The sequence below is a fragment of the Microbacterium sp. FW305-3-2-15-F-LB2 genome (assembly GCF_058787255.1).
Window position 1 is genome coordinate 2,758,216 of record NZ_JBYSZO010000001.1, and the last position, 20,338, is coordinate 2,778,553.

17 protein-coding genes are annotated in these 20,338 nt (G+C 71.4%); 9 read left to right on the forward strand and 8 right to left on the reverse strand.

Annotated elements, in window-relative coordinates:
• Positions 1–46: 46 nt before the first annotated feature.
• Both AC3WLZ_RS13425 and AC3WLZ_RS13430 read left to right on the forward strand, forming a co-directional pair.
• Positions 47–2,848, forward strand: coding sequence for an MMPL family transporter (locus AC3WLZ_RS13425; RefSeq protein WP_412925413.1), 2,802 nt, complete (start codon positions 47–49; stop codon positions 2,846–2,848).
• Positions 2,845–4,929, forward strand: a complete 2,085-nt coding sequence (locus tag AC3WLZ_RS13430) for a YhgE/Pip domain-containing protein (RefSeq protein ID WP_492470364.1) — start codon at positions 2,845–2,847, stop codon at positions 4,927–4,929. The genes AC3WLZ_RS13425 and AC3WLZ_RS13430 overlap by 4 nt, the downstream gene beginning before the upstream one ends.
• A 374-nt stretch (positions 4,930–5,303) precedes the next feature.
• Here the strand turns inward: AC3WLZ_RS13430 and ccsB are convergent, their stop codons facing one another.
• The 7 genes from ccsB to AC3WLZ_RS13465 form a co-directional block, all read right to left on the reverse strand.
• Complete coding sequence (gene ccsB / locus AC3WLZ_RS13435; RefSeq protein WP_492470365.1) at positions 5,304–6,320, reverse strand: c-type cytochrome biogenesis protein CcsB; 1,017 nt, start codon at positions 6,318–6,320, stop codon at positions 5,304–5,306.
• 4 nt (positions 6,321–6,324) lie between these two features.
• Entirely contained in the window at positions 6,325–8,091 is a 1,767-nt protein-coding gene (gene resB / locus AC3WLZ_RS13440) for a cytochrome c biogenesis protein ResB (RefSeq protein ID WP_492470366.1), read from the reverse strand.
• 13 nt (positions 8,092–8,104) lie between these two features.
• On the reverse strand, positions 8,105–8,854 hold the full coding sequence (locus tag AC3WLZ_RS13445) for a cytochrome c biogenesis CcdA family protein (protein WP_412925417.1): 750 nt from the start codon (positions 8,852–8,854) through the stop codon (positions 8,105–8,107).
• Positions 8,851–9,444: a TlpA family protein disulfide reductase gene (locus AC3WLZ_RS13450; RefSeq protein ID WP_412925418.1), complete on the reverse strand. Its 594-nt coding sequence runs from the start codon at positions 9,442–9,444 to the stop codon at positions 8,851–8,853. The genes AC3WLZ_RS13445 and AC3WLZ_RS13450 overlap by 4 nt, the downstream gene beginning before the upstream one ends.
• On the reverse strand, positions 9,444–10,088 hold the full coding sequence (locus AC3WLZ_RS13455; protein ID WP_412925419.1) for a histidine phosphatase family protein: 645 nt from the start codon (positions 10,086–10,088) through the stop codon (positions 9,444–9,446). The genes AC3WLZ_RS13450 and AC3WLZ_RS13455 overlap by 1 nt, the downstream gene beginning before the upstream one ends.
• Before the next feature lie 87 nt (positions 10,089–10,175).
• Entirely contained in the window at positions 10,176–10,877 is a 702-nt protein-coding gene (locus tag AC3WLZ_RS13460) for a DedA family protein (protein WP_412925420.1), read from the reverse strand.
• A gap of 88 nt (positions 10,878–10,965) precedes the next feature.
• Positions 10,966–11,358 (reverse strand): hypothetical protein, encoded by a 393-nt coding sequence (locus AC3WLZ_RS13465; protein ID WP_412925421.1) that lies wholly within the window; start codon positions 11,356–11,358, stop codon positions 10,966–10,968.
• 68 nt (positions 11,359–11,426) lie between these two features.
• Here AC3WLZ_RS13465 and AC3WLZ_RS13470 point away from each other — a divergent pair, with 68 nt between their 5' ends.
• Genes AC3WLZ_RS13470 through AC3WLZ_RS13485 form a run of 4 tightly spaced genes read left to right on the forward strand, consistent with a single transcriptional unit; the run spans position 11,427 to position 16,084 of the window.
• Positions 11,427–12,182, forward strand: coding sequence for a hypothetical protein (locus AC3WLZ_RS13470; protein ID WP_412925422.1), 756 nt, complete (start codon positions 11,427–11,429; stop codon positions 12,180–12,182).
• Positions 12,179–13,435, forward strand: coding sequence for an adenosylhomocysteinase (locus AC3WLZ_RS13475; protein ID WP_492470367.1), 1,257 nt, complete (start codon positions 12,179–12,181; stop codon positions 13,433–13,435). Before AC3WLZ_RS13470 ends, AC3WLZ_RS13475 begins: the two co-directional genes overlap by 4 nt.
• On the forward strand, positions 13,432–14,724 hold the full coding sequence (locus AC3WLZ_RS13480) for an amidohydrolase family protein (protein ID WP_492470368.1): 1,293 nt from the start codon (positions 13,432–13,434) through the stop codon (positions 14,722–14,724). Before AC3WLZ_RS13475 ends, AC3WLZ_RS13480 begins: the two co-directional genes overlap by 4 nt.
• On the forward strand, positions 14,717–16,084 hold the full coding sequence (locus AC3WLZ_RS13485; protein WP_492470369.1) for an NtaA/DmoA family FMN-dependent monooxygenase: 1,368 nt from the start codon (positions 14,717–14,719) through the stop codon (positions 16,082–16,084). Before AC3WLZ_RS13480 ends, AC3WLZ_RS13485 begins: the two co-directional genes overlap by 8 nt.
• Positions 16,085–16,097: 13 nt before the next feature.
• Here AC3WLZ_RS13485 and AC3WLZ_RS13490 read toward each other — a convergent pair whose 3' ends face one another.
• Entirely contained in the window at positions 16,098–17,093 is a 996-nt protein-coding gene (locus tag AC3WLZ_RS13490; RefSeq protein ID WP_412925426.1) for a nucleoside hydrolase, read from the reverse strand.
• A 180-nt stretch (positions 17,094–17,273) separates the two neighbouring features.
• Here AC3WLZ_RS13490 and AC3WLZ_RS13495 point away from each other — a divergent pair, with 180 nt between their 5' ends.
• The 3 genes from AC3WLZ_RS13495 to AC3WLZ_RS13505 are packed head-to-tail and all read left to right on the forward strand — an operon-like array spanning position 17,274 to position 20,334.
• A complete protein-coding gene (locus AC3WLZ_RS13495; protein WP_492470370.1) occupies positions 17,274–18,512 on the forward strand; it encodes a sugar ABC transporter substrate-binding protein in 1,239 nt (412 codons plus the stop codon).
• Entirely contained in the window at positions 18,509–19,456 is a 948-nt protein-coding gene (locus AC3WLZ_RS13500) for a carbohydrate ABC transporter permease (protein WP_412925428.1), read from the forward strand. Before AC3WLZ_RS13495 ends, AC3WLZ_RS13500 begins: the two co-directional genes overlap by 4 nt.
• Positions 19,453–20,334, forward strand: coding sequence for a carbohydrate ABC transporter permease (locus AC3WLZ_RS13505; protein WP_492470371.1), 882 nt, complete (start codon positions 19,453–19,455; stop codon positions 20,332–20,334). Before AC3WLZ_RS13500 ends, AC3WLZ_RS13505 begins: the two co-directional genes overlap by 4 nt.
• Positions 20,335–20,338 lie beyond the last annotated feature (4 nt).

Genomic DNA, 20,338 nt, shown 5'->3' on the forward strand with positions numbered 1-20,338 from the left:
ATACGGTGCTGTATCGATCAAGCCGCCGACCTCGGGAGCAGCCACCGTGTCCACATTCCTGTACACCCTGGGTCGCTGGTCGTTCCGTCACCCGTGGCGCGTCCTGTCGGCCTGGCTACTGATCCTGGTGCTCGCCGGCGGCGGCGTCGCGCTGTTCGCCAAGGGAACCGACAACACCTTCGCGATCCCCGGCACCGAGTCGCAGGCCGGGCTCGAGATGCTCTCCCGCACTTTCCCCCAGGTGAGCGGTGCCGGTGCCGACATCGTCGTCGTCTCCGCCGACGGGGCGAGCGTGCGCGATCAGCCGTACCAGGATGCCATCGGCACCACGATCGCCGACATCGAGAAGCTCGACTTCGTCGAGGCCGTGACCAACCCCTTCGACGAGCGCATCTCGGGCGGGGTGTCCGACGACGACCGCGCCGCGATCATCCGCATCCAGTTCTCCGGCGAGGCCACCGAGGTTCCCACCGCCACGGAGGACAGCCTGCGGGAGGACACGACCTCCCTGGCCGCCGACCTGCCGTCGGGGTCGCAGGCGGTCCTGGGCGGTCAGCTCTTCGCGACCGAGATCCCGGGCGCGAGCCTCACCGAGGCGCTCGGCGTGGTCATCGCCGCGATCGTGCTCATGCTCACGTTCCGTTCGTTCCTGGTTGCCGGGATGCCGCTGGCCACCGCGATCCTCGGCGTCGCCCTCTCCGTCGCGCTGATCTTCGTCGCCACCGGATTCGCGACGGTCTCGTCGACGACGCCGCTGCTGGCCGTCATGCTCGGGCTCGCGGTCGGCATCGACTACGCCCTCTTCATCGTGTCGCGACATCAGGACCAAGTGCGCGGCGGAATGGATCCCGAGGAATCCGCGGCCCGCGCAACGGGGACGGCCGGCTCGGCCGTCGTGTTCGCCGGCATCACGGTACTCATCGCGCTCATCGGCCTGAGCTTCGCCGGCATCCCGTTCCTGACCACGATGGGCGTCGCCGCGTCGGTGGCCGTCGCGATCGCCGTCTGCATCGGGCTGACGCTGACGCCCGCGTTCCTCGGTTTCGCCAAGGGCCGGGTCGTCGGCTGGCGCCGGAAGAAGGCGGTCACGGCCGAGAAGCGGTCGCACGGCCCCGCCGCCCGGTGGGTGGGTCTGGTGACTCGGCATCCCGTCGTCACGTCGGTGTCGATCGTCGCGGTGCTCGGCGTGGCCGCCATCCCGGCCGGAAGCCTCGCCCTCACCCTTCCGACCGCCGGGCAGCTGCCCCCGGGCAACGAGGCGCGCACGGCCTACGAGCTGACCGACGAATACTTCGGCCCCGGGGCGAACGGCCCGCTCATCATGACCGGCACCATCGTCACGTCGAACGACCCGCTGACGCTCATGACCGACATCGGCGACGAGGTGGCCAAGATCCCCGGCGTCGCGAAGATCGCCCTCGCGACCCCGAACCAGACCGCCGACACCGGCATCGTGCAGATCGTGCCCGAGACCGGCCCCGAGGATCCCCGCACCGCGGACCTCGTACGCGAGCTCCGTGCCGCCGAGGACCGCCTCTACGACCAGTTCGGCGTGCGCCTGCTGGTCACCGGATACACGGCGGTGACGATCGACATCTCCGACCAGCTGGGTGCGGCGCTGCTGCCGTTCGGGATCTTCGTCGTCGGCCTGTCCCTGATCCTGCTGATGATCGTCTTCCGCTCGATCTGGGTTCCGCTGACCGCCGCCGGCGGATACCTGCTGTCGGTCGCCTCGTCGTTCGGAGTCGTGGCGGCGGTGTTCGAGTGGGGCTGGTTCGCCGACGCCCTGCACGTGGCCAAGGTCGGTCCGATCATCAGCTTCATGCCGATCGTGGTGATGGGCGTGCTGTTCGGTCTCGCGATGGACTATCAGGTCTTCCTCGTCTCGCGCATGCGCGAGGACTACGTACACGCCGACCGCGAGGGCCGCACGCCGCGCGAGGTCGCCCTGGGCGCGGTGCGCAGCGGTTTCATGGGGTCGGCCCGCGTCGTCGTGGCCGCCGCCGTGATCATGTTCTCGGTCTTCGTCGCGTTCGTCCCCGAGGGCGATTCGAGCCTGAAGCCGATCGCGCTGGGCCTCGCCGTCGGTGTCGCCGTCGACGCGTTCCTCGTACGCATGACGCTGGTCCCCGCGGTGCTCGCGCTCCTCGGGGCGAAGGCCTGGTGGATGCCACGCTGGCTCGATCGTCTGCTGCCCCAACTCGACGTCGAGGGCGAGGCCGTGGAGAGGGAGCTCGGTCTCGCGGACTGGCCGACCGGGGCCGCCGTCGCGGTCGCCGCGGACGATCTGCGCACCGCCACGCGATCCGACGACGACGTGCCGGCGTTCGCCGACGTGCACATCCGACTCGCCTACGGGGGAACGCTGCTCGTGACCGGCGAGACCCGTGTGACGCGCCCGCTGCTGCTGGCACTGGCCGGCCGGCTCCCCGCCGTCCAAGGACGCCTGCGTGTGGACGGCCTGCTGCTGCCCGAACGGGCCGCCGCGGTGCGCTCACGTGTCGGAATCGCGTTGCTCGATGACGCCGAGTCCGCGGTCGAGGAGGTGACCCGCGCGATCGGTGGTCGCTCCCGCCTCGCCGTGCTGTGCGACGTCGACCGGCTCGACACCGACGCCCGCGCCGACATCGCCGAGGCCCTGCGGCGCGCCGCGGTCGACGCGCGCGAGCGCAGCGACGACGCCGACTCCGCCTTCACCCTGGTCGTGTCGGCGCGCGACGAGCGCCGCGCGCTCGCCCTGCTCGCCGACGCCCATCGCCCCGACGTGACCTCGCTCGCGTTGCCGTCTCCGCACCGGCCCCGTCCGGCTCACGAGTCCTTCACCGATCTCTCCGAGGTGTTCGCATGACCGTCCCCGTCGAGCGCTCCCGCTCGCGCCGCCCCGTGACCTGGCTCACCCTCATCGGCGTTCTCCTGCTTCCCGCCGTGATCGGTGGCATCCTGGTCGGCGCGCTGTACAACCCCACCGATCGGCTCGACAACATCACCGCCGCGATCGTCAACGACGACAAGGCCGTCGAGCTCAACGGTCAACTCGTCCCCCTCGGGCGCCAGCTCACCGGTGGGCTGGTGAAGGGCGCCGACGACCAACCCAGCAACATCGACTGGGTCATCTCCAACGATGAGGACGCCGCGTCCGGCCTCGAGGACGGGACCTACACCGCCGTCGTGACGATCCCGGAGAACTTCACGTCCGCGGCGCTGTCCACGCGCCCGGGCGAGACACCGGAACGCGCCACGATCGGCGTGCAGACCGCCCCCGACGCGCGCGTCGTGGACGGCGCGATCACCGCGCAATTGGCATCCACCGCGTCCTCGGTGTTCGGCACCGAATTGTCGTCGCAGTACCTCACCAACGTCTTCCTCGGCTTCACGACCCTGGGTCAGCAGTTGGGCACCGCCGCCAGCGGCGCTCACCAGCTCGCCGACGGTGCGGGGCAGGCGGCGACCGGGGCGACGGGATTGAAGGACGGTCTCGGTCAGCTCTCCGACGGCTCCGCGCAGCTCGCGACCGGAGCGCAGCAGCTCGCCGCCGGGGCGACACCCCTCGCCGACGGCGCATCGAAGGTCGCCGGTGGCGCGACGTCCCTGGCCGGCGGCACGCGAGAAGCAGCAACGGGTGTCGGCGATCTCGCGGGGGGCGCGAACGCGATCGCCGACGGCAACCAGAGGCTCGCGGACGAGATCAACGGGATCGCCGACCAGATCCCGCCGGAGTTCGCGCAGGTCGCCACCGATCTGTCGCAGGCCGCGCCGCAGGTGAACGACGCCCTCGTCAAGGCCGCCGCGGCCCTGCAGCAGGCCGCCGACGACTGCACCGGCACGCCGGAGCAGTGCGACGCCCTCCGCAAGGCCGCCGACGATGCGAACGCCGCCCTCCCCCAGGCCACCGCCACGGTGACCAAGATCGGGCAGCTCGCCGGTGACGCCGCGAAGCTCCCCGCCGGCATCCGCACGATCGCCGAGGCCAATCAGCAGCTCGCCGATGGTGCCCGCGGACTCGCCGGGGGTGCCACCAAGGCCGCCACCGGCCTCAACACGATCGCGGGTGGCATCGACGGCGTCGCCGGTGGTGCGAGCCAGGTCGCTTCGGGTGTTCAGCAGTTCGGTGCGGGCGCGGCGGGTCTCAGCTCGGGCGCCGCGCAAGTGGCATCCGGTGCGTCCAGTGCCGAGGACGGTGCCGGGCAGCTCGCGGACGGCGTGCAGCAGGTCGCCACCGGAACGTCGTCGCTCGCCGACGGACTCGACACCGCCGTCCAGCAGATCCCGACCTACACCGACGCGCAGGCGCAGAGCCTCGCCGACATCGTCGCCGACCCGGTGTCCGCCACCGGCGTGAGCGACTCGCTGTTCGGCATCGCGGCGGTTCCGCTGCTGGCGATGGCCGTGCTGTGGTTCGGCGGTGTGGCGTCGTTCGTCGCGTTCCAGGCCGTGTCGGCCCGGGCGCTCACGAGCCGACGCGCGTCGGGGCTCGTCGCGCTGCGCGGGTTCGCCCCGGCGGCAATCGTGGGTGCGGTGCAGGGTCTCCTCGTTGCGGGCGTCGTGCAGGTGGCATCCCAATACGACTGGGGCGACTGGGCGCTGTTCGCGCTGGTCTGCATCGCCGCGGGCGTCGCCTTCGCCGCGGTGAACCAGGCTCTCGTCGCCGTCTTCGGTGGCGCAGGGCGCTGGATCGCCGCGATCGTGGGCGCGCTGGCCGTGGCCGCCAACATCGTCTCGACGGTGCCGCCGGTTCTCGCGGGCCTCTCGTCGCTCCTGCCGACGTCGCCGGCATACTCCGCGATGCTCGGTGCCCTCGCGTCGTCGGGCGGAGTCGGCGCCGGGATCGTGGGGCTCGCCGTGTGGGCCGTCCTGGCGCTGATCGCGACGACGCTCGTCGTGGTCCGCCGCCGCACCGCGTCCCTCCGCACCGCGGCTCAGCCCGCGTAGCCGGGCGCGGTCGCGACCGGATGCCGCGACACGTGCCGAACTCCTGAGATTCCGGCCGCGCAGCCGCCCGGCGCGCGCCTGAGGCCCCACCAACCCCCGTTTCTCAGGAGTTCGGCCCGTCGCCAGCGCCGCGAGCCCGCCGTGCAGCCGCCGCCGTCAGGAGTCGGTACGGCCGCAGCGGTCAACGACCGGATGCCACGACACCGGCCAAACTCCTGAGATTCCGGCCGCGCAGCCGCCCGGCGCGCGCCTACGGCGCCACCAACCCCCGTTTCTCAGGAGTTCGGCCCGTGGCCACGGGGGGAAACGCCACGTGCCCCGCGGCCCAGACTCCCCGCGGCCGCAGACGCGGCTCAGCCGGGGAGCAGCGGCCGTCAGGTCGTCAGGCCGGAGTAGGCGTGCAGGCCCTTGAAGAAGACGTTGACGATCGTGAAGTTGAACAGCACCGCGGCGAAACCGATGATCGACAGCCACGCCGAACGGGTGCCGCGCCAGCCGCGCGTGGCGCGGGCGTGGATGTACCCGGCGTAGAGCACCCAGATCACGAAGGTCCACACCTCCTTGGTGTCGAAACCCCAGAAGCGGCCCCACGCGTCATTGGCCCAGATCGAGCCGGCGATGAGCGTGAACGTCCAGAAGATGAACCCGACGATCGCGAAGCGGTACGCCAGCGACTCCAGCGCGTCGGCGGTCGGGAGCGTCTGCAGGAAGCTGCGGCGCGGGGCAGCGGCATCCGGCGAGGCGGCGGCGACAGTCAGCTTGCGCTCCCGACGGGTCTGGAGCAGCTGCATCACCGAGAGACCGAAGGCGAGGGCGAACAGGGCCGTTGCCAGCGACGCGACGAACACGTGGATGACGAGCCACACCGACTTCAGCGGGTCGGCGAGCGGCACGACCTCGACGTGGAACGCCAGCGTCGCCCCGCCGAGCAGCACGACGGCCAGCCCGGTGATGAGCGAGCCGAGGAACCGCAGGTCGAACCGCGTGAGGACGACGAGGTACACCGCGACGACCAGCAGCACACCGGTCAGCGCGAACTCGTACATGTTCGACCACGGCACGCGACCGGCCGCGACGCCGCGCAGAACGGTGCCGGCCAGGTGGAACAGGAAGCCAAGGGAGACCAAAGCGGTGCCCATGCGTGCCCACAGGTAACGCGGCGTGGTGGAGGAGGTCCCGGATGCCGATGACCGCGGCGGCGCGATGACGCCGCCGCCCCCGGCGGTAACGAGCTCGCGCGCGACGACCTCGTCTTTGGCCTTGATCGCGAGGTCGGAGCGGCGGGCGAGGTCGATCGCATAGGCGATGAACGCCAGCACGTAGATCGCGACGGCCGTCCATACGAGGAGGAGGGAGATCTCGTCGAGCAGGAGGGGGTCGGTTCCGGGCATGGTGTCAGTCTACTTTTCCGGTGTCAGGGCGGCTCTGGTCGTTCGGAGCCGAACGGGAGGAGAGGTCGGGGTCGTCCGTCGCCGCGGCCTCGGCGGGAGCCGCGTCCCCGAGAAGGGGGCGGTGCCGTTCGACGACCTGGTCGACGGCGGCGGCGAGAGTGGGGTCTTCGCCACGGGCGAGGCCGGCGTACTCCACGCGGACGGTGTCACCGTGCGGTGTCGCCTTCACCCACATGCGGCGGCGCGGCACGAAGAGCGCAGCCAGAAGACCGAGCGTGGCGAGGGCGGCGAACCCGAGCACCCAGGGCCCCGCGAGGTCGCGGTGGATCGACAGCGAGGCGAAACGCTTGATCGAGCCCGCGTACCCGGTCGCGCCGGCGGGAGCTTCGTTCTCGAACGTGATAGTGCCGAGGCCGTTCGGCAGATCCTGCGTCTCGCCGGGCATGAGGCGTAGCGCGGGGTTCCCGCTGTCGCCGCCGGCGATCTGGGTCATCCCGGTCGGGTCGAGGGTGTACACCGAGCGCGGCGTGCCATTGTCGATCCCCAGGTCTCCGGCGTACACGCGAAGCGTCAGGACGGGGTACTCCAGGTCGCCGTAGGTCGAGGTGAGGGCGCCCGAGGTCAGGGTGTCCATCGTCGGGTAGAAGAACCCGATGAGCCCCAGCTGCTGCGGCATCCCGTCGGCGACCTTGATCACACCGAGCGAGGTCATGTTCGCATCCTGCGGGAGGAAGGCCACCGAGTCGTGGAACACCTCCACGCCCTGCGCGTTGCGGATCGTCACGGTCGGGGCGTAGCCGTTGCCGAGCAGGTAGACGCGGTCGCCCTGCACGTCGAGCGGGTGGTTCACGCGCACCTGGCCCTCGTGCGTCTGGCCGTCGGGCGTGAGGGTGGTCACGTTCGCGGCGAAGTCTCCGGCCTGTCCCGAGCCCGGCTGCCCCGGCGGCACGTAGGAGACGTCGAAGCGGTCCAGCGTCATGGAGTACGGCGCGAGGGCGTCGGGGTCGACGAATCGGCCGGGATTGAACGAGGAGTAGTCGAGCAGGCTGTTCGTGAACGCCTGGCCCTCGACGAGCACGCGCTGCCCGGTGTAGGTGAATCCCCCGCCGGCCCCCACGGCGATGAGCACGCCGACCAGCGCCGCGTGGAACACGAGGTTGCCGGTCTCGCGCAGGTAGCCGCGCTCCGCCGAGGCCGAGAACGAGCCCCGCCCGTCGTACCGGGCGACGCGGTAGCCGCTCTTGCGCAGCTGCGCGCCGGCGCTGTCGACCGCCGCGGCGGCGACGGAGGCGGCATCCTGCCCCTCGGGCACCGACACCGTCACCGACCGGTGGTCGTCCAGGCGCTCGAGCCGTGCGGGCGTGCGCGGGGGCTGCGAGCGCAACGCCTTCCAGTGGTGCTTCGTGCGCGGGAGGACGCACCCGATCAGCGAGATGAACAGCAGGATGTAGATCGCCGAGAACCACGGCGACGTGTACACGTCGAAGAGGCTGAGCTTGTCGAGCACCGGCGCGAGGTCGGGGTTGTCGGTGAAGTACTGCGTGACACCGTTCGGGTCGGCGCCGCGCTGCGGCACGATCGACCCGGGCACCGCCGCGATCGCGAGGAGGAGCAGCAGGACGAGGGCCGTGCGCATGCTCGTCAGCTGCCGCCACCCCCAGCGCAGCCACCCCACGAAGCCCAGGCGCGGCGACGTGATGTCGTCACCCGACGGCGCGGCGGAGTCGGCGTGGTCGGACGGCCGCAGCACACCGTCGGTCGGTTCGATCACGGTCTTTCCTCGGTCAGAGCGGGAGCTGGACACGGCCGATCACCCCCTGCAGGGTCGACATCCACGCGCCCCAGACCCCGGTCACCATCAGCAGGCCGAGCACGATCAACAGGGCGCCGCCGATGAGGTTGACGACGCGGATGTGGCGGCGGACGAACGCCACCGAACGCGTCGCCCAGCCGAAGCCGAGGGCGAGGAGCAGGAACGGGATGCCGAGCCCCAGCGAGTACGCCAAACCGAGAAGGGCGGCCCGCCCCGGGTCGCCCAGGTTGTACGACACCGAGAGGATCGCCGTCAGGGTCGGGCCGATGCAGGGCGTCCAACCGACGCCGAGCGCGATGCCCAGCAGCGGCGCCCCGATGAGTCCGAGGTTGCTGCGGGCCTGGAAGCGCACCGTCCGCTGCGCGAGCCCGAAGACCCCGATGAAGACGAGCCCGAGCAGGATGATGACCACGCCCATGACGCGCGTGATCGTGTCGGCGTACCGGACGAAGAACTGCCCGGCCGTCCCCCCGAGAACGTTGACCGCCATGAACACGAGGGTGAAGCCCGCGATGAACAGCAGTGTTCCCAAGACCAGACGGGAGCGACCCGGGGCGGATGCCGATCCCCCGCGCGGCGCGACCGCGCCCCCGATGAAGCCGAGGTACCCCGGCACGAGCGGCAGCACGCACGGGGAGAGGAACGAGATCAGCCCCGCCGCGAGGGCGACGGGGAGGGCGAGCCACAGTGCTCCGTCGAAGACGAGAGCTCCCGGGTTCACGCGCTCTCCGCGAGCACGGTGCGCACCATCGCTTCGAGGATGGATGCCTCGGGCAACTCGCCGATGACACGCGCGGCGACGCGGCCCTCGCGGTCGAGGACGAGGGTCGTGGGCGTGGCGTTGATCGACGTCTTGTCGGCGAAGGCGAGCTTGAGCTCGGCGTCGCTCACAGCCATCGCGCTCGAGTAGGACACGTTGTTGTCGCGCGCGAAGGAGAGCGCCGTGGCGGGCTGGTCGTACGTGTTGATGCCGAGGAACGCCACGTCCTGGCCCTGGAACGACTGATAGGCCTGCTCGAGGCGCGGCGCCTCGATGATGCACGGACCGCACGTGGCGTACCAGAAGTTCACGACGAGGACCTTGCCGGCGTAGTCGGCGCTGGAGACGGCCGAGCCGTTGTCGAGCGTGCCCGCGAAGTCGACGGGTTCGCCCCGGTTCTCGGGGGCGATCTCCTTCGTCTGGAAGCCGTTGGCCGCGATGTACCCCTTGTTGTCGCCCGCGCGGTACTGCTCGGCGAGCGGGTCGGCGCTGCACGCGGCGAGGCCCACCAGGAGCGCGAGCGCAGCTGTGGCGGAGAGGATTCGGCGCATCACACGGCTCCTACGTCGACGGCTCCGGCCGTCGCGGCCGGCTCGGCGTACGCCACCTCGACCCAGCGGGAGGAACCGGCGGCGCCGTCTCGCCGCTCGAAGCTCGTCACGCTCGACAGCGCACAGCGGCGCTTGCGGGGGTCGTGGCGGGTGGGCTGCTGGGAGAGGGCGAGGTGCGTGACCCAGATGGGCAGCTGGTGGGACACGACGACGACATCGCCGGAGGGCACTCGGTCCCAGGCGTCGTTCATCGCCTCGGTCATGCGCGCGACGATCCGCTCGTACGGCTCGCCCCAGCTGGGCACGGCCGGGCGCGACAGATGGCGCCAGTTCAGCGGGTTCGCGAGCGCCTGCTTCATCCGCCGACCCTCGAACACGTTCGTCGGCTCGATGACGCGGTCGTCGATGAACGGCTCGATGCCGAATGTCTGGACGAAGGGTTCCGCGGACTCACGCGTGCGCTGCAGGGGCGAGACGACGAGCGCGCCGATCGGACGCTCGAGTTCGTGCACGTACTGCGCGGCTTGCCGTGCCATGCGGCGGCCGTCGACGCTGAGTCCGAATCCGGGGAGCCGACCGTAGAGCACGCGGCGCGGGTTGTGGACTTCCCCGTGGCGCACGAGATGGAGGCGGTCGGCGGGCACGGCATCCAGTCTATGGGCGGGTCTTGTGGGCCGGCTGAGCGAGCAGCCCCGTTGGTTCGACGCCGTCCTACCTCCGGATGCCGGTCCTCAGACCTCGCGGCGGGAGGCGAGCAGCGACCGGACTCGCGCGTACAGGAACCACGCGATGCCCACTGCGACCCCCGCGATCACGACGTACTGCAGGATGTCGGCGTACTGCTCGATGACGTGCCAGTTCTCACCGAGCAGGTACCCGGCCAGCACGAAGATCGTGTTCCAGATCAGGCTGCCCGCCGCGGTCAGCAGACCGAACCGCCACAGCGGCATCTTCGCCACCCCCGCCGGGATCGAGATGAGGCTGCGGAAGATCGGCACCATGCGCCCGAAGAACACCGCCTTGCCCCCGTGCCGCTCGAACCACGCGACGGTGCGGTCGACATCCTCGGGGTGGAGCAGCGGGATTCTCGCGGCGATGGCGCGCAGTCGTGCGGCTCCGAGCCACCGCCCCAGTCCGTAGAGGGCGAACGCGCCCACGACGGATCCGAGCGTGGTCCACAGCAGCGCCTCGAACAGGGTGAACGAGCCCCGGCTGGCGGTGAGACCCGCCATCGGCAGAACGACCTCGCTCGGCAGCGGGGGGAACAGATTCTCCAGCGCGATCGCGACCCCCGCGCCGATGGGACCGATGATCTCCATGAGCGAGACCGTCCAGTCGGCCAGCGACGTGAGCCACGACTGGTCGCCGGATGTGTCGGCGGACGCGCCGCGCAGGGACGGCGTACCGCCCAGGGTGAGGGTGCTGTCGGTCATCGGGTGCCTTCGCGCTCGGTGATCGGCCGCCCGTCCGGACGCCCGCCCGAAGCTTAGAGCCGTCGCCTCCGCGAGACCTGGGAACGGGTCAGGATGCCGAGATCCCGGCGCTCACGATCGCGGCGGCGACGAACCACAAGGCGGCCATGAGGACGATGCCCGCCAGCGGCACCCAGAAGGTGATGCGATGCCGCACGAGCCGGACGATCGCGGCCACCACGGCGACCAGCAGAACGCCCCACGGGGCGATGACGGCGAACCAGAGGCCGAAGTTCATCAGGCTTTCATCGCAGGCGACCGCCCCGCAGGCATCCGACGCGAACGTCAGGAAGAACCCGGCGTACGAGCACGCGAGCGCGGCGAGCGGGAGCAGCACGAGCAGGACGATCGTGAGCGCGAGATCCCATCCCCGTCGCGCGGGGCGCGGAGGCTGCTCGGGCCGCAGCATCCGGTACGACTCCGGGGGGAGGGAAAAGGTCACGGGCGACATCCTAGAGATGCGGCGTCATTGATTCGCGTCGAACGCCCTCCTCGTCCTACGTTCGAGCCGTGTCGTCCTCCTCGTCCACCGCCCCCGCCGGGCTGGGCGGCGTGTTCCCGGTCGCGCGGTCGTTCCTCGACGCGCGACCGGTCGAACCCGTCGTCCTCCCCTACGGCGGCGCGCTCCCCGCCCTGCCCACCTCCGTGCGCGCCGACCTCCGCGCGACCGCCAACGTCGATGTCGTGCACGACCCCGCGGCGCCGGACCCGCTCGCGTGGCGCGCCTTCGGCATCCTGTACGCGCAGGTGCGCGCCGAGCAGGTCGTGCTCGCCCTGTCGGCCCGCACGAACCTCACGCTCGCCGGGAGCACCGTGCGCATCGTCGGCGACGGTCCGCTCGCCGCGACACTCACGACGGTGTTGCGCCGCCTCGGGGCGGCTGTGGTGCGGGCCACGGACGATCCGGTCGAGCGGCTCGCCGCGCGGCTCGACGGCGTCCGCGTCGAGGCTGTCGTCGCGGCGAGCGCCGCGCCCCTCACGATCCTCACGGGCACCGGTCACGACGGCATCCTGCCGACGGACGCCCCCGGGCTCGTCGCGGATGCCGCTCCGCGGCCCGTGGATGCCACGGCACTGCCGTCCCCGCGCCCGCACGTGCGCGCGACCGCGAACGGATCCCTCGTGGAGATGCCCTCCCCCCTCCCGGTCGACGGAGAACGCCCGACGGCCGCGCAGCTCCATCTCGCTGACGCTCTCACCGCGGCACTGCTCGCCCGCACCCGCGTCGATGGAGACGACGCGTTCGCCACGGCGGTGACCCCGTGAGCGGCCGCATCGCCGACCCGTCGCTGTGGCGCGCGGGGCACGACCGTATCGAGTGGGCTCGCGCGCACATGCCCGTGACGACCGCGCTCGCCGACCGCCTGACCCGCGAGGGCACCGTCGCGGGGGTGCGCATCGGCGTCTCCGACGTGCTCGAGCCGAAGACGGCCACGATCGCCCTCGCGCTCGCCGAGGCCGGTGCCGAGGTGACGGTGACCTCCGCCGGCCGCAACACCGACGACGCGGTGGCGGCGGCGCTGGCGCACGCGGGCATCCCGGTCTACGCCCGCGCGGACGCCGACCGTGTCGAGGACCGCGCGAACGCCCTCGCTCTGCTCGACCATCGGCCGCACGTGATCGTGGACGACGGCGCATCGACCATCCGCCTCGCGCATCTCGAGCGACCCGATGTCGTCGCCGACATGCGCGGAGCCACGGAGCAGACCACCTCGGGCGTGCGACCCCTGCGCCGCATGGAGGCCGAGGGGGCGCTGCGCATCCCCGTCGTCGCCGCGAACGACGCCCGGTCCAAGTCGCTGTTCGACAACATGCACGGCACGGGCCAGTCGGTCGTGTTCGCCGTCGCCGATGTCGCCGACCGCTCCTTCCGTGGCGCGACCGTCGCGGTCGTCGGGTTCGGACGTGTCGGCACCGGCATCGCCCAGCACGCCGCGGCCCTCGGTGCGCGTGTCGTCGTGACCGAGACCGACCCCGTCGCCGCGCTGCAAGCCGCGTTCGCGGGGTTCGAGGTGCGCACCCTCGCCGAGGCGGTCCGGTTCGCCGACATCGTCATCTCGGCGACCGGCATCCGTCACACGATCGACGTCGCCCATCTCGACGCGCTGCGCAGCGGTGCCGTCGTGGCGGTCGGCGGCGGTGTCGGCCAGGAGATCGCCCTGGATGCCGCACGCGCGGCGGGGGCCGTCGAGACCTCGCGCACCGGTTCGGTCTCGGTGCTCCGGATGCCGAGCGGAGCCGAGGTCCGCGTGCTGGACGACGGCAACTGCCTCAACGTCAGCGCCGCCGAGGGGAATCCGGTGGAGATCATGGACCTCTCCTTCGGGGTCCAGCTCGCCTCGGTGGCACACGTGCTCGCGACCCCCGACCTCGCGCCGGGCGTCCACGAGCTGCCCCGAGCCGCGGACGACGAGGTGGCGGCCATCGCCCTCGCCTCGTTCGGGGGAACGCTGGATGCCCCGTCGGCGGCGCAGCAGGCGTTCCTGGCGGCGTGGAACCCCGAGGAGGGCGAGGAGTGACGGTCGTCGTCCACCGCGCTCCGGTCGTCCTGTCCCCCGGCTCCGCCCCGCTCGCGGACGGGGCCGTGGCCGTGGCCGACGGCCGCATCGTGGCCGTGGGTCCCGTGGACGCGGTGGTCACCGACGCCGGCCCGGACACCGACCTGCGCGAGTGGGACGGCGTGCTCGCGCCCGGGCTCGTCAACGCGCACACGCACCTGCAGTACAGCGACATGGCCGCCGTCGGACTCGCCGAGCACGACGGCTTCGAGGCGTGGATGAGCGCCTTCATGGAGCTGTACCCCGTCCCGCGCGACTGGGGCGCCTCCGCGGCCGCCGGCGCCGCGCTGGCTCTGCGCTCGGGCACGACGGCGGTCGCGGAGATCGTCACCGACGCGGCGGCCGGTTCGGCGGTTCACGACGCGGGGCTCCACGGCATCGCGTTCTGGGAGGTCCTCGGCTGGACCGAACGCACGTGGACCGAAACCGGCGAGCGCACCGTGCGTGCCGAGCTCGCGGCGCTCCCCACCCCGCCGGCGACCGGCCTGTCGCCGCACGCGATCTACTCGCTCGACACCGCGGTCCTCCGCGACCTGGCGCGCCTGGCGCAGCAGCTCGGGGTGCGCCAGCACATCCACGCCGCGGAGTCCGCCTGGGAGGACGCGTACGTCCGCTCCGGCACGGGCGACCTCGCCGAGCGCTGGCGCGCGAACGGCCGCGGCGAGTTCGCGCTCCTGCGCGACGGCGGCGTGGGCACGGGCGTCATCCGGTACCTGGACGACCTGGGCGCCCTGACCCCGACGACGCACCTCGCGCACGGGATCTACGTGGATGCCGACGACCGGGCACTTCTGCGCGAGCGCGGGGTCAGCGTGGCCCTGTGTCCCCGTTCAAACGCCGTGATCGGCCTCGACCCGGCCCCGGTCGCGGCGTACCTCCGCGAGGGCAACGCGATCGCCGTCGGCACCGACTCCCTGTCGTCCTCCCCCAGCCTGTCGCCGTGGCAGGACGTCGCGGCGCTGCACGACATCGCGCGCGCCCAGGGGTACGCCGACGACGACCTCCACGCCCGCCTGTTCGCCGCGGCGACCTCCGGCGGGGCGCACGCCCTCGGCCTGGACGACACCGGCGTGCTCCGCGTCGGAGCCCGCGCCGATCTCGCAGTCTTCCCGGTCGCCTCGACCGCGCCGCGGGATGCGCTCGCCGAGCTCGTCGAGGCGGGTCCCGCCGAGGCATCCCTCACCGTCGTCGGCGGACGCACCCGCTGGACGACCTTCCCCGAGCACGAACGGACCACCGCGCATGTCTGACCCCCGCCCCCTGCTTTTCGGCCTGTACGAGCAGGCCTGCGTCGGCAACGGATCATCGGCGGCGAGCCTGTGGACCCACCCCGCCGACGACCGACTGTCGGCCACGTCGTTGCGGTACTGGGTCGACCAGGCTCAGCGCGTCGAGGACGCGGGCATGGACCTGTTCTTCTTCGGCGACGTGCTCGGGCTCTACGACACCTACCGGGGCGGGGCCGAGACCGCGATCCGGCACGGCGTCGAGATCCCCGCCCTCGACCCGATGCTGCACATCCCGGCCCTGGCCGCGGTCACCGACCGCATCGCCTTCGGCACCACGGTGTCGACGACGTACGAGCACCCCTTCGCCCACGCCCGACGCTTCTCGACGCTCGACCACCTCACGGGCGGACGCATCGGCTGGAACGTCGTGACTTCCTACCTCCCGGGCGCGGCGGCCAACTTCGGGCTCGACGTCATGGCGCACGACAGCCGCTACGACCGCGCCGACGAGTTCCTCGACGTCGCGTACGCCCTGTGGGAGCGCAGCTGGGACGACGACGCGTTCGTCGGCGACAAGGCATCCGGGGTGTTCGCCGACCCCGCGAAGGTGCACCGCATCGACCACGTCGGCGAGCACTTCCGGGTCGCCGGTCCCCACCTGGTCACCCCGTCGCCGCAGCGCACCCCCGTCATCATCCAGGCCGGGTGGTCGCCGCGCGGCCGCGAGTTCGCCGCGCGGCACGCCGAGCTGATCTTCGTCGGCGACTCCGACCCCGTGGCCGTGCGCGAGGGACTCGCCGGCATCCGTCGCCGCGCGAAGGAGCTGGGGCGGGATGCCTCGCAGATCCGGGCCGTGGTCGGGATGAACCTCGTCGTGGCACCGACCGCGATCGGCGTGCAGGAGAAGATCGACTCCCTCCAGGCCCACTACGCCGCGGAGGCGCAGCTGGCCGCGTACGCCGGTTGGGGCGGCATCGACTTCTCGCAGTACGCCGACGACGAGCCGCTGGTCAAGCGCGCCACGAACGCCACGCAGACGAAGGAGACGCGCGGCGACGCCCCGGTGCTCACCGCGGGAGACGTCCGTCGCCAGTTCTCGAGAGTCACGGCGTTCGCGGACGACCGTTTCCTCGGCACCCCCGACGACGTCGCCGATGCGATCGACGCATTCGTCGACGAGTCCGGCGTCGACGGGTTCCTCCTGCATCCGTTCCTGTCGCCGGGGTCGGTCGACGACTTCGCCGAGCTGCTGGTGCCGGCGCTGCGCGAGCGCGGGCTCTACGGCGGGTTCCCGCAGGACGGCACGTTCCAATCGCGCCTCCGCGACGACCGGCGCGACCGTCTCGGCGACGACCACCCGGCGCGCGCCGCACGTCACTGACGGCCGCGGCGGGTCAGCCTCGCGGTGCCGGTCCCGTCGAAAGCGCGTGCACGAACCGGCGCAGGAACTCGGTGCCGTCGAACGCGGTCACCGCGCGGATCGTCGGCCCCTCGGGAGTCCCCCACGCGAGCGGAAGACCGTCGTGGGTGAGGGCGATACGCGTCGCGAGCGAACCACCGTACGGCGTGAAGTCGACGGGGCCCTCGATCCAGTTCGTCACGATCTCCGGCCGGTGCAGGATCACGGTGGCGAGTCCGTCGTGGGCGGACGAGATCCGGCGGCCCCACTTGTACTGGTAGAAGTCGTTGTACGCGTCGAGCACCTCCCCGGCGAACGTCGCCCACGGCGTTCCGACGCCGCGCAGAACCGCGAGGACATGCTCGTCCAGGATCGCCGTGGCCGTGACGTTCACGCCCACCATGACGACGTTGCCCGCGTTGCGCGCCCCGAACACGATCTCGGCGGCGCGGCGGTCGTTCGCCGTGTTGGCATCCGTCAGCGTCGCTCCGCCCGGCGCGGGGTACGGTCCCGCGCCGCCCATGATCACGACCGAGCGGAACTTCAGGAACAGGTCGGGGTCACGCTCGAGAGCCCGGGCGATGTTGGTGAGGGGCCCGAGAGGGTGCAGATCGATCTCGCCGGGGTGCTCCGCGGCGATGCGCACGATGGCATCCACCGCGCTCTCCTCCTCCACGCGCAGCTCGGCGCGCTCGAAGCGGTCGCCGAGGCCGTCCGTGCCGTGCACGAAATCGGCGATGGATGCCTCTCCCTCGATCGGGGCCGCCTCGCCGAGGTGCACCGGGATGTCCTCGCGCCCGGCCAACCGCAGCACCGTGCGCACGTTCCGCGCGGAGTCGTGGACGGGCGTGTTGCCGTAGATCGTCGTGATCGCCTCGATCTCGACGTCGGGCTGAGCCAGCAGGTACATCAGCGAGTGAGCGTCGTCGAGACCGGTGTCGGTGTCCACCAGAACGCGACGGACGGAGGGAGCGGAAGAAGGGGATGCCATGCTCTCACCCTGCCCGGTCGCCGACGTCGACACGTCGCGGTGTTACACCGCGTGACACGCTGGTTCCCTGTTCGTCACATGAACACTTCAAAGTGAGACAGGACGCGGGCTGCCCAGACCCGTGCCCCCACAGCACATGTCGACCGGCGCCTCCGGCGTCGTCGGGAAACGGACACACTCATGGCATCCACGGCTCAGCGACTGCGTCGCGTCGCCCTGCCCGCGGCGGGCCTCACCGCCGCCCTCGCCCTCACCGCCTGCTCCGGCGGCCAGGCGGCTCCCGTCGCCACCGACGGTTTCGACGGCGTCTCTCTCACGGTGTGGAACAGCATCGACTTCGAGCCCTACCAGGGCCTGCAGAAGCAGTACTTCGAATCGTGCGCCGCCGACCTCGGCATCACGGTCGACGTTCAGACCCAGTCGGGCGACTACACCACGAAGCTGCTGCAGGCCGCCGGGGCCAAGGCCCTCCCGGACGTCGCCCTCCTCTCCACCGACACGCAGCTCCCCCAGCTCGCCTCGCAGGGCGTGCTGGCCGACCTGAGCCAGTACGACGTCACCACCGACGGGCTGGCCGACAGCGTCGCCGACCTCGGAACGTACGACAGCACGCTCTACGGCCTCCCGGTGCAGGTCGAGGACTACGCGATCTTCTACAACAAGGCCGCCTTCGCCGCGGCCGGTGTGGCCGAGACCGCGCCGAAGACGTTCGACGACCTCGCCACGCTCGCCGCTTCCCTCACCACCCCGACGCAGAAGGGCATCGTCCTCCCCGGCATCGCCGGCGACGGATCGACCCCGGTCTACTTCCTGCCCTTCCTCCTCTCCGCCGGCGGCGACCCCGCCGACCCCACCGGCGCCGGGGCGGTCGACGCCGTCGATCTCTACAAGAAGCTCGTGGACAACGGCTCCCTCTCCTCCGAGTTCGTCAACTGGGGCTGGGACTCGATCGACCAGTGGACCTCGGGAGCTGCGGCCCTCACCGTCTCGGGACCGTGGAACCTCGTCGACACCTCGATCCCGTTCGAGTGGGGGACGTTCCCGTTCCCGACGGCCACGTCCGGTGAGTCGCCGAAGGTGAACCTCCTGGGCTACGTCTACGGCGTCGCGGCGAACGCGGATGCCAAGAAGGAAGCCGCTGCCGCCGCGCTCGTGAAGTGCCGGGCCTCCGAGGAGAACCAGATCGACACCGCGGTGCAGGGCGGCTACATCCCCGCGCTGACCAGTGCGCAGGACGCGTTCGTGGAGAAGGTGCCCTCGGCCGCTCCGTTCGTGGAGTCGGTCGACGGTGCCTACAACTCCGCACAGCTGGGTACCGAATGGAACACCCTGCAGCAGCAGTACGTCGACGCCATCCAGGGCGCGACCGTGGGCGGTCAGACGGCACAGGCCGCGCTGGAGCAGGCCAGCGGCAAGTGACGGCGGACACGCTGACGACGACCGGCCGGCCGGGGGCTCGCACCCCCGGCCGGTTCCGGCGTTCACTGGCGGCGCGTCAGCGCGGTGAGCTGTGGGGGTTCCTCACCCCGGCGATCGTGTTCTTCGTCGTCTTCTTCCTCTTCCCCCTGGGCTACGGCGTGTACATGAGCACGACGAACTTCACCACGGGGACCTTCATCACCGGCCGCGCTCCGTTCGTGGGCACAGCGAACTTCGAGGCGATCCTCTCCGAGCCGGTCACCTTCCGCGCCCTCGCGAACACCCTCACGATCACGATCGTCTCGGTCGTCGTCGAGCTCGTCCTGGGTCTCGCTCTCGCGCTGCTGTTCGCCCGACGCTTTCCCGGCAGCCGGTGGCTGCCCACCCTCATCCTTCTGCCGTGGCTGCTTCCCGCGGTCGTCGTCGCCACCGTCTGGAAGTCGCTGTTGGCGGGCGACGGCCCGATCAACGACGTGCTCGCCTCGCTCGGACTCCCCTCCCAGCCGTGGCTGGCCAACCCCGCCACGGCCCTTCCGGCAGTCATCGTCGTCGCGGTCTGGGCGAGCCTGCCGTATTGGGCCACGATCCTCGGCGCCGCGCTCAAGCAGGTCCCCGCGGAACAGCTCGAGGCCGCACAGCTGGACGGCGCCGGAGCCTGGCGCCGGCTCCTCTCCATCGTGATCCCCACGATCTGGCCGGTGATCTCCGTGCTCGTGGTCATGAGCGTCGTCTACACGCTGCTCATCGTCGACCTGGTCCTGGTCCTCACCGCCGGTGGCCCCGCGAACAGCACCGTGACCCTCGGGCTCCTGTCGTACCGGCAGGCTTTCCAGCAGTTCCAGTTCGGACTCGGCGGGGCGTACGGAATGCTGCTGCTGGGCATCAGCATCCTGTTCGCGATCGTCTACACCGTGATGTCCCTACGCCGGGAGCGTGACGAATGACCGCCACCCTGCCGTCCACCCCCGCCGTCGTGGCCGCCGAACCCGCCCCCACCGCCGCGCCCGTGCGCCGGCGCCGGCGGGGCTGGACGTGGACCGTGGTCACCGTCATCGTCCTGGCGGTCTACCTCTTCCCGGTCTACTGGATGGTGTCGGCCTCGCTGCAACCCTCCGCCAACTCCGCCGACACCGCGTGGTTCCCGACCTCACCCGGCCTCGGCGGCTACGAAAAGGCACTGGATGACGCGGGCCTCGGTGGACTGCGGGTGTCGATCCTCGTCTCGCTCGGATCCGTGCTCGTGACGCTCCTGGTCGCGATTCCGGCCGCCTACGCGCTGAGCCGCCTCCGCTCGCGGGCCGTGAGCATCGCCCTGATCCTCTTGCTGCTCGCGCAGATGATCCCCAGCGTCGTCCTCGCGACGTCGTTCTACGCGATGTTCAACTCCTGGGGTCTGCTCAACACCTTCATCGGCCTGATCCTCGCCAACGCCACCGCGGGCGTGCCGTTCGCGGTCATCGTGATGCGGGCGTTCATGCTCCGCCTGGACACCGAGGTGATCGAGGCCGCGACCGTCGATGGGCTGGGTGCCCTCGGCACGCTGTGGCGCATCGTCGTTCCGTTGTCGCGGAACGCCATCGTGACGGCCGGAGTGTTCGCCTTCCTCTTCAGCTGGGGCGACCTCCTGTTCGGCCTGACCCTGGTGAACCGCAACGAGATGTACCCCATGTCGGTGCTGATCCTCGCGCTGTCGAACTCCAACCTGAACACCTGGGCCGCCACCATGGCCGCCTCGCTCATCGCGAGCGTGCCCGCCCTTGTTGTCATCCTCGCCGCCCAGCGGCACGTCAAGGCGGGTCTGACCGCGGGCTCCGGCCGCTGACGCG

Excerpts from the sequence above, each read along its gene's own strand:
- AC3WLZ_RS13485 (WP_492470369.1), top strand. The coding sequence starts at position 14,717 with ATGTCTGACCCCCGCCCCCTGCTTTTCGGCCTGTACGAGCAGGCCTGC.
- AC3WLZ_RS13495 (WP_492470370.1), top strand. The coding sequence starts at position 17,274 with ATGGCATCCACGGCTCAGCGACTGCGTCGCGTCGCCCTGCCCGCGGCG.
- AC3WLZ_RS13505 (WP_492470371.1), top strand. The coding sequence starts at position 19,453 with ATGACCGCCACCCTGCCGTCCACCCCCGCCGTCGTGGCCGCCGAACCC.
- AC3WLZ_RS13460 (WP_412925420.1), bottom strand. The coding sequence starts at position 10,877 with ATGACCGACAGCACCCTCACCCTGGGCGGTACGCCGTCCCTGCGCGGC.
- AC3WLZ_RS13450 (WP_412925418.1), bottom strand. The coding sequence starts at position 9,444 with ATGCGCCGAATCCTCTCCGCCACAGCTGCGCTCGCGCTCCTGGTGGGC.
- AC3WLZ_RS13430 (WP_492470364.1), top strand. The coding sequence starts at position 2,845 with ATGACCGTCCCCGTCGAGCGCTCCCGCTCGCGCCGCCCCGTGACCTGG.
- ccsB (WP_492470365.1), bottom strand. The coding sequence starts at position 6,320 with ATGCCCGGAACCGACCCCCTCCTGCTCGACGAGATCTCCCTCCTCCTC.
- AC3WLZ_RS13490 (WP_412925426.1), bottom strand. The coding sequence starts at position 17,093 with ATGGCATCCCCTTCTTCCGCTCCCTCCGTCCGTCGCGTTCTGGTGGAC.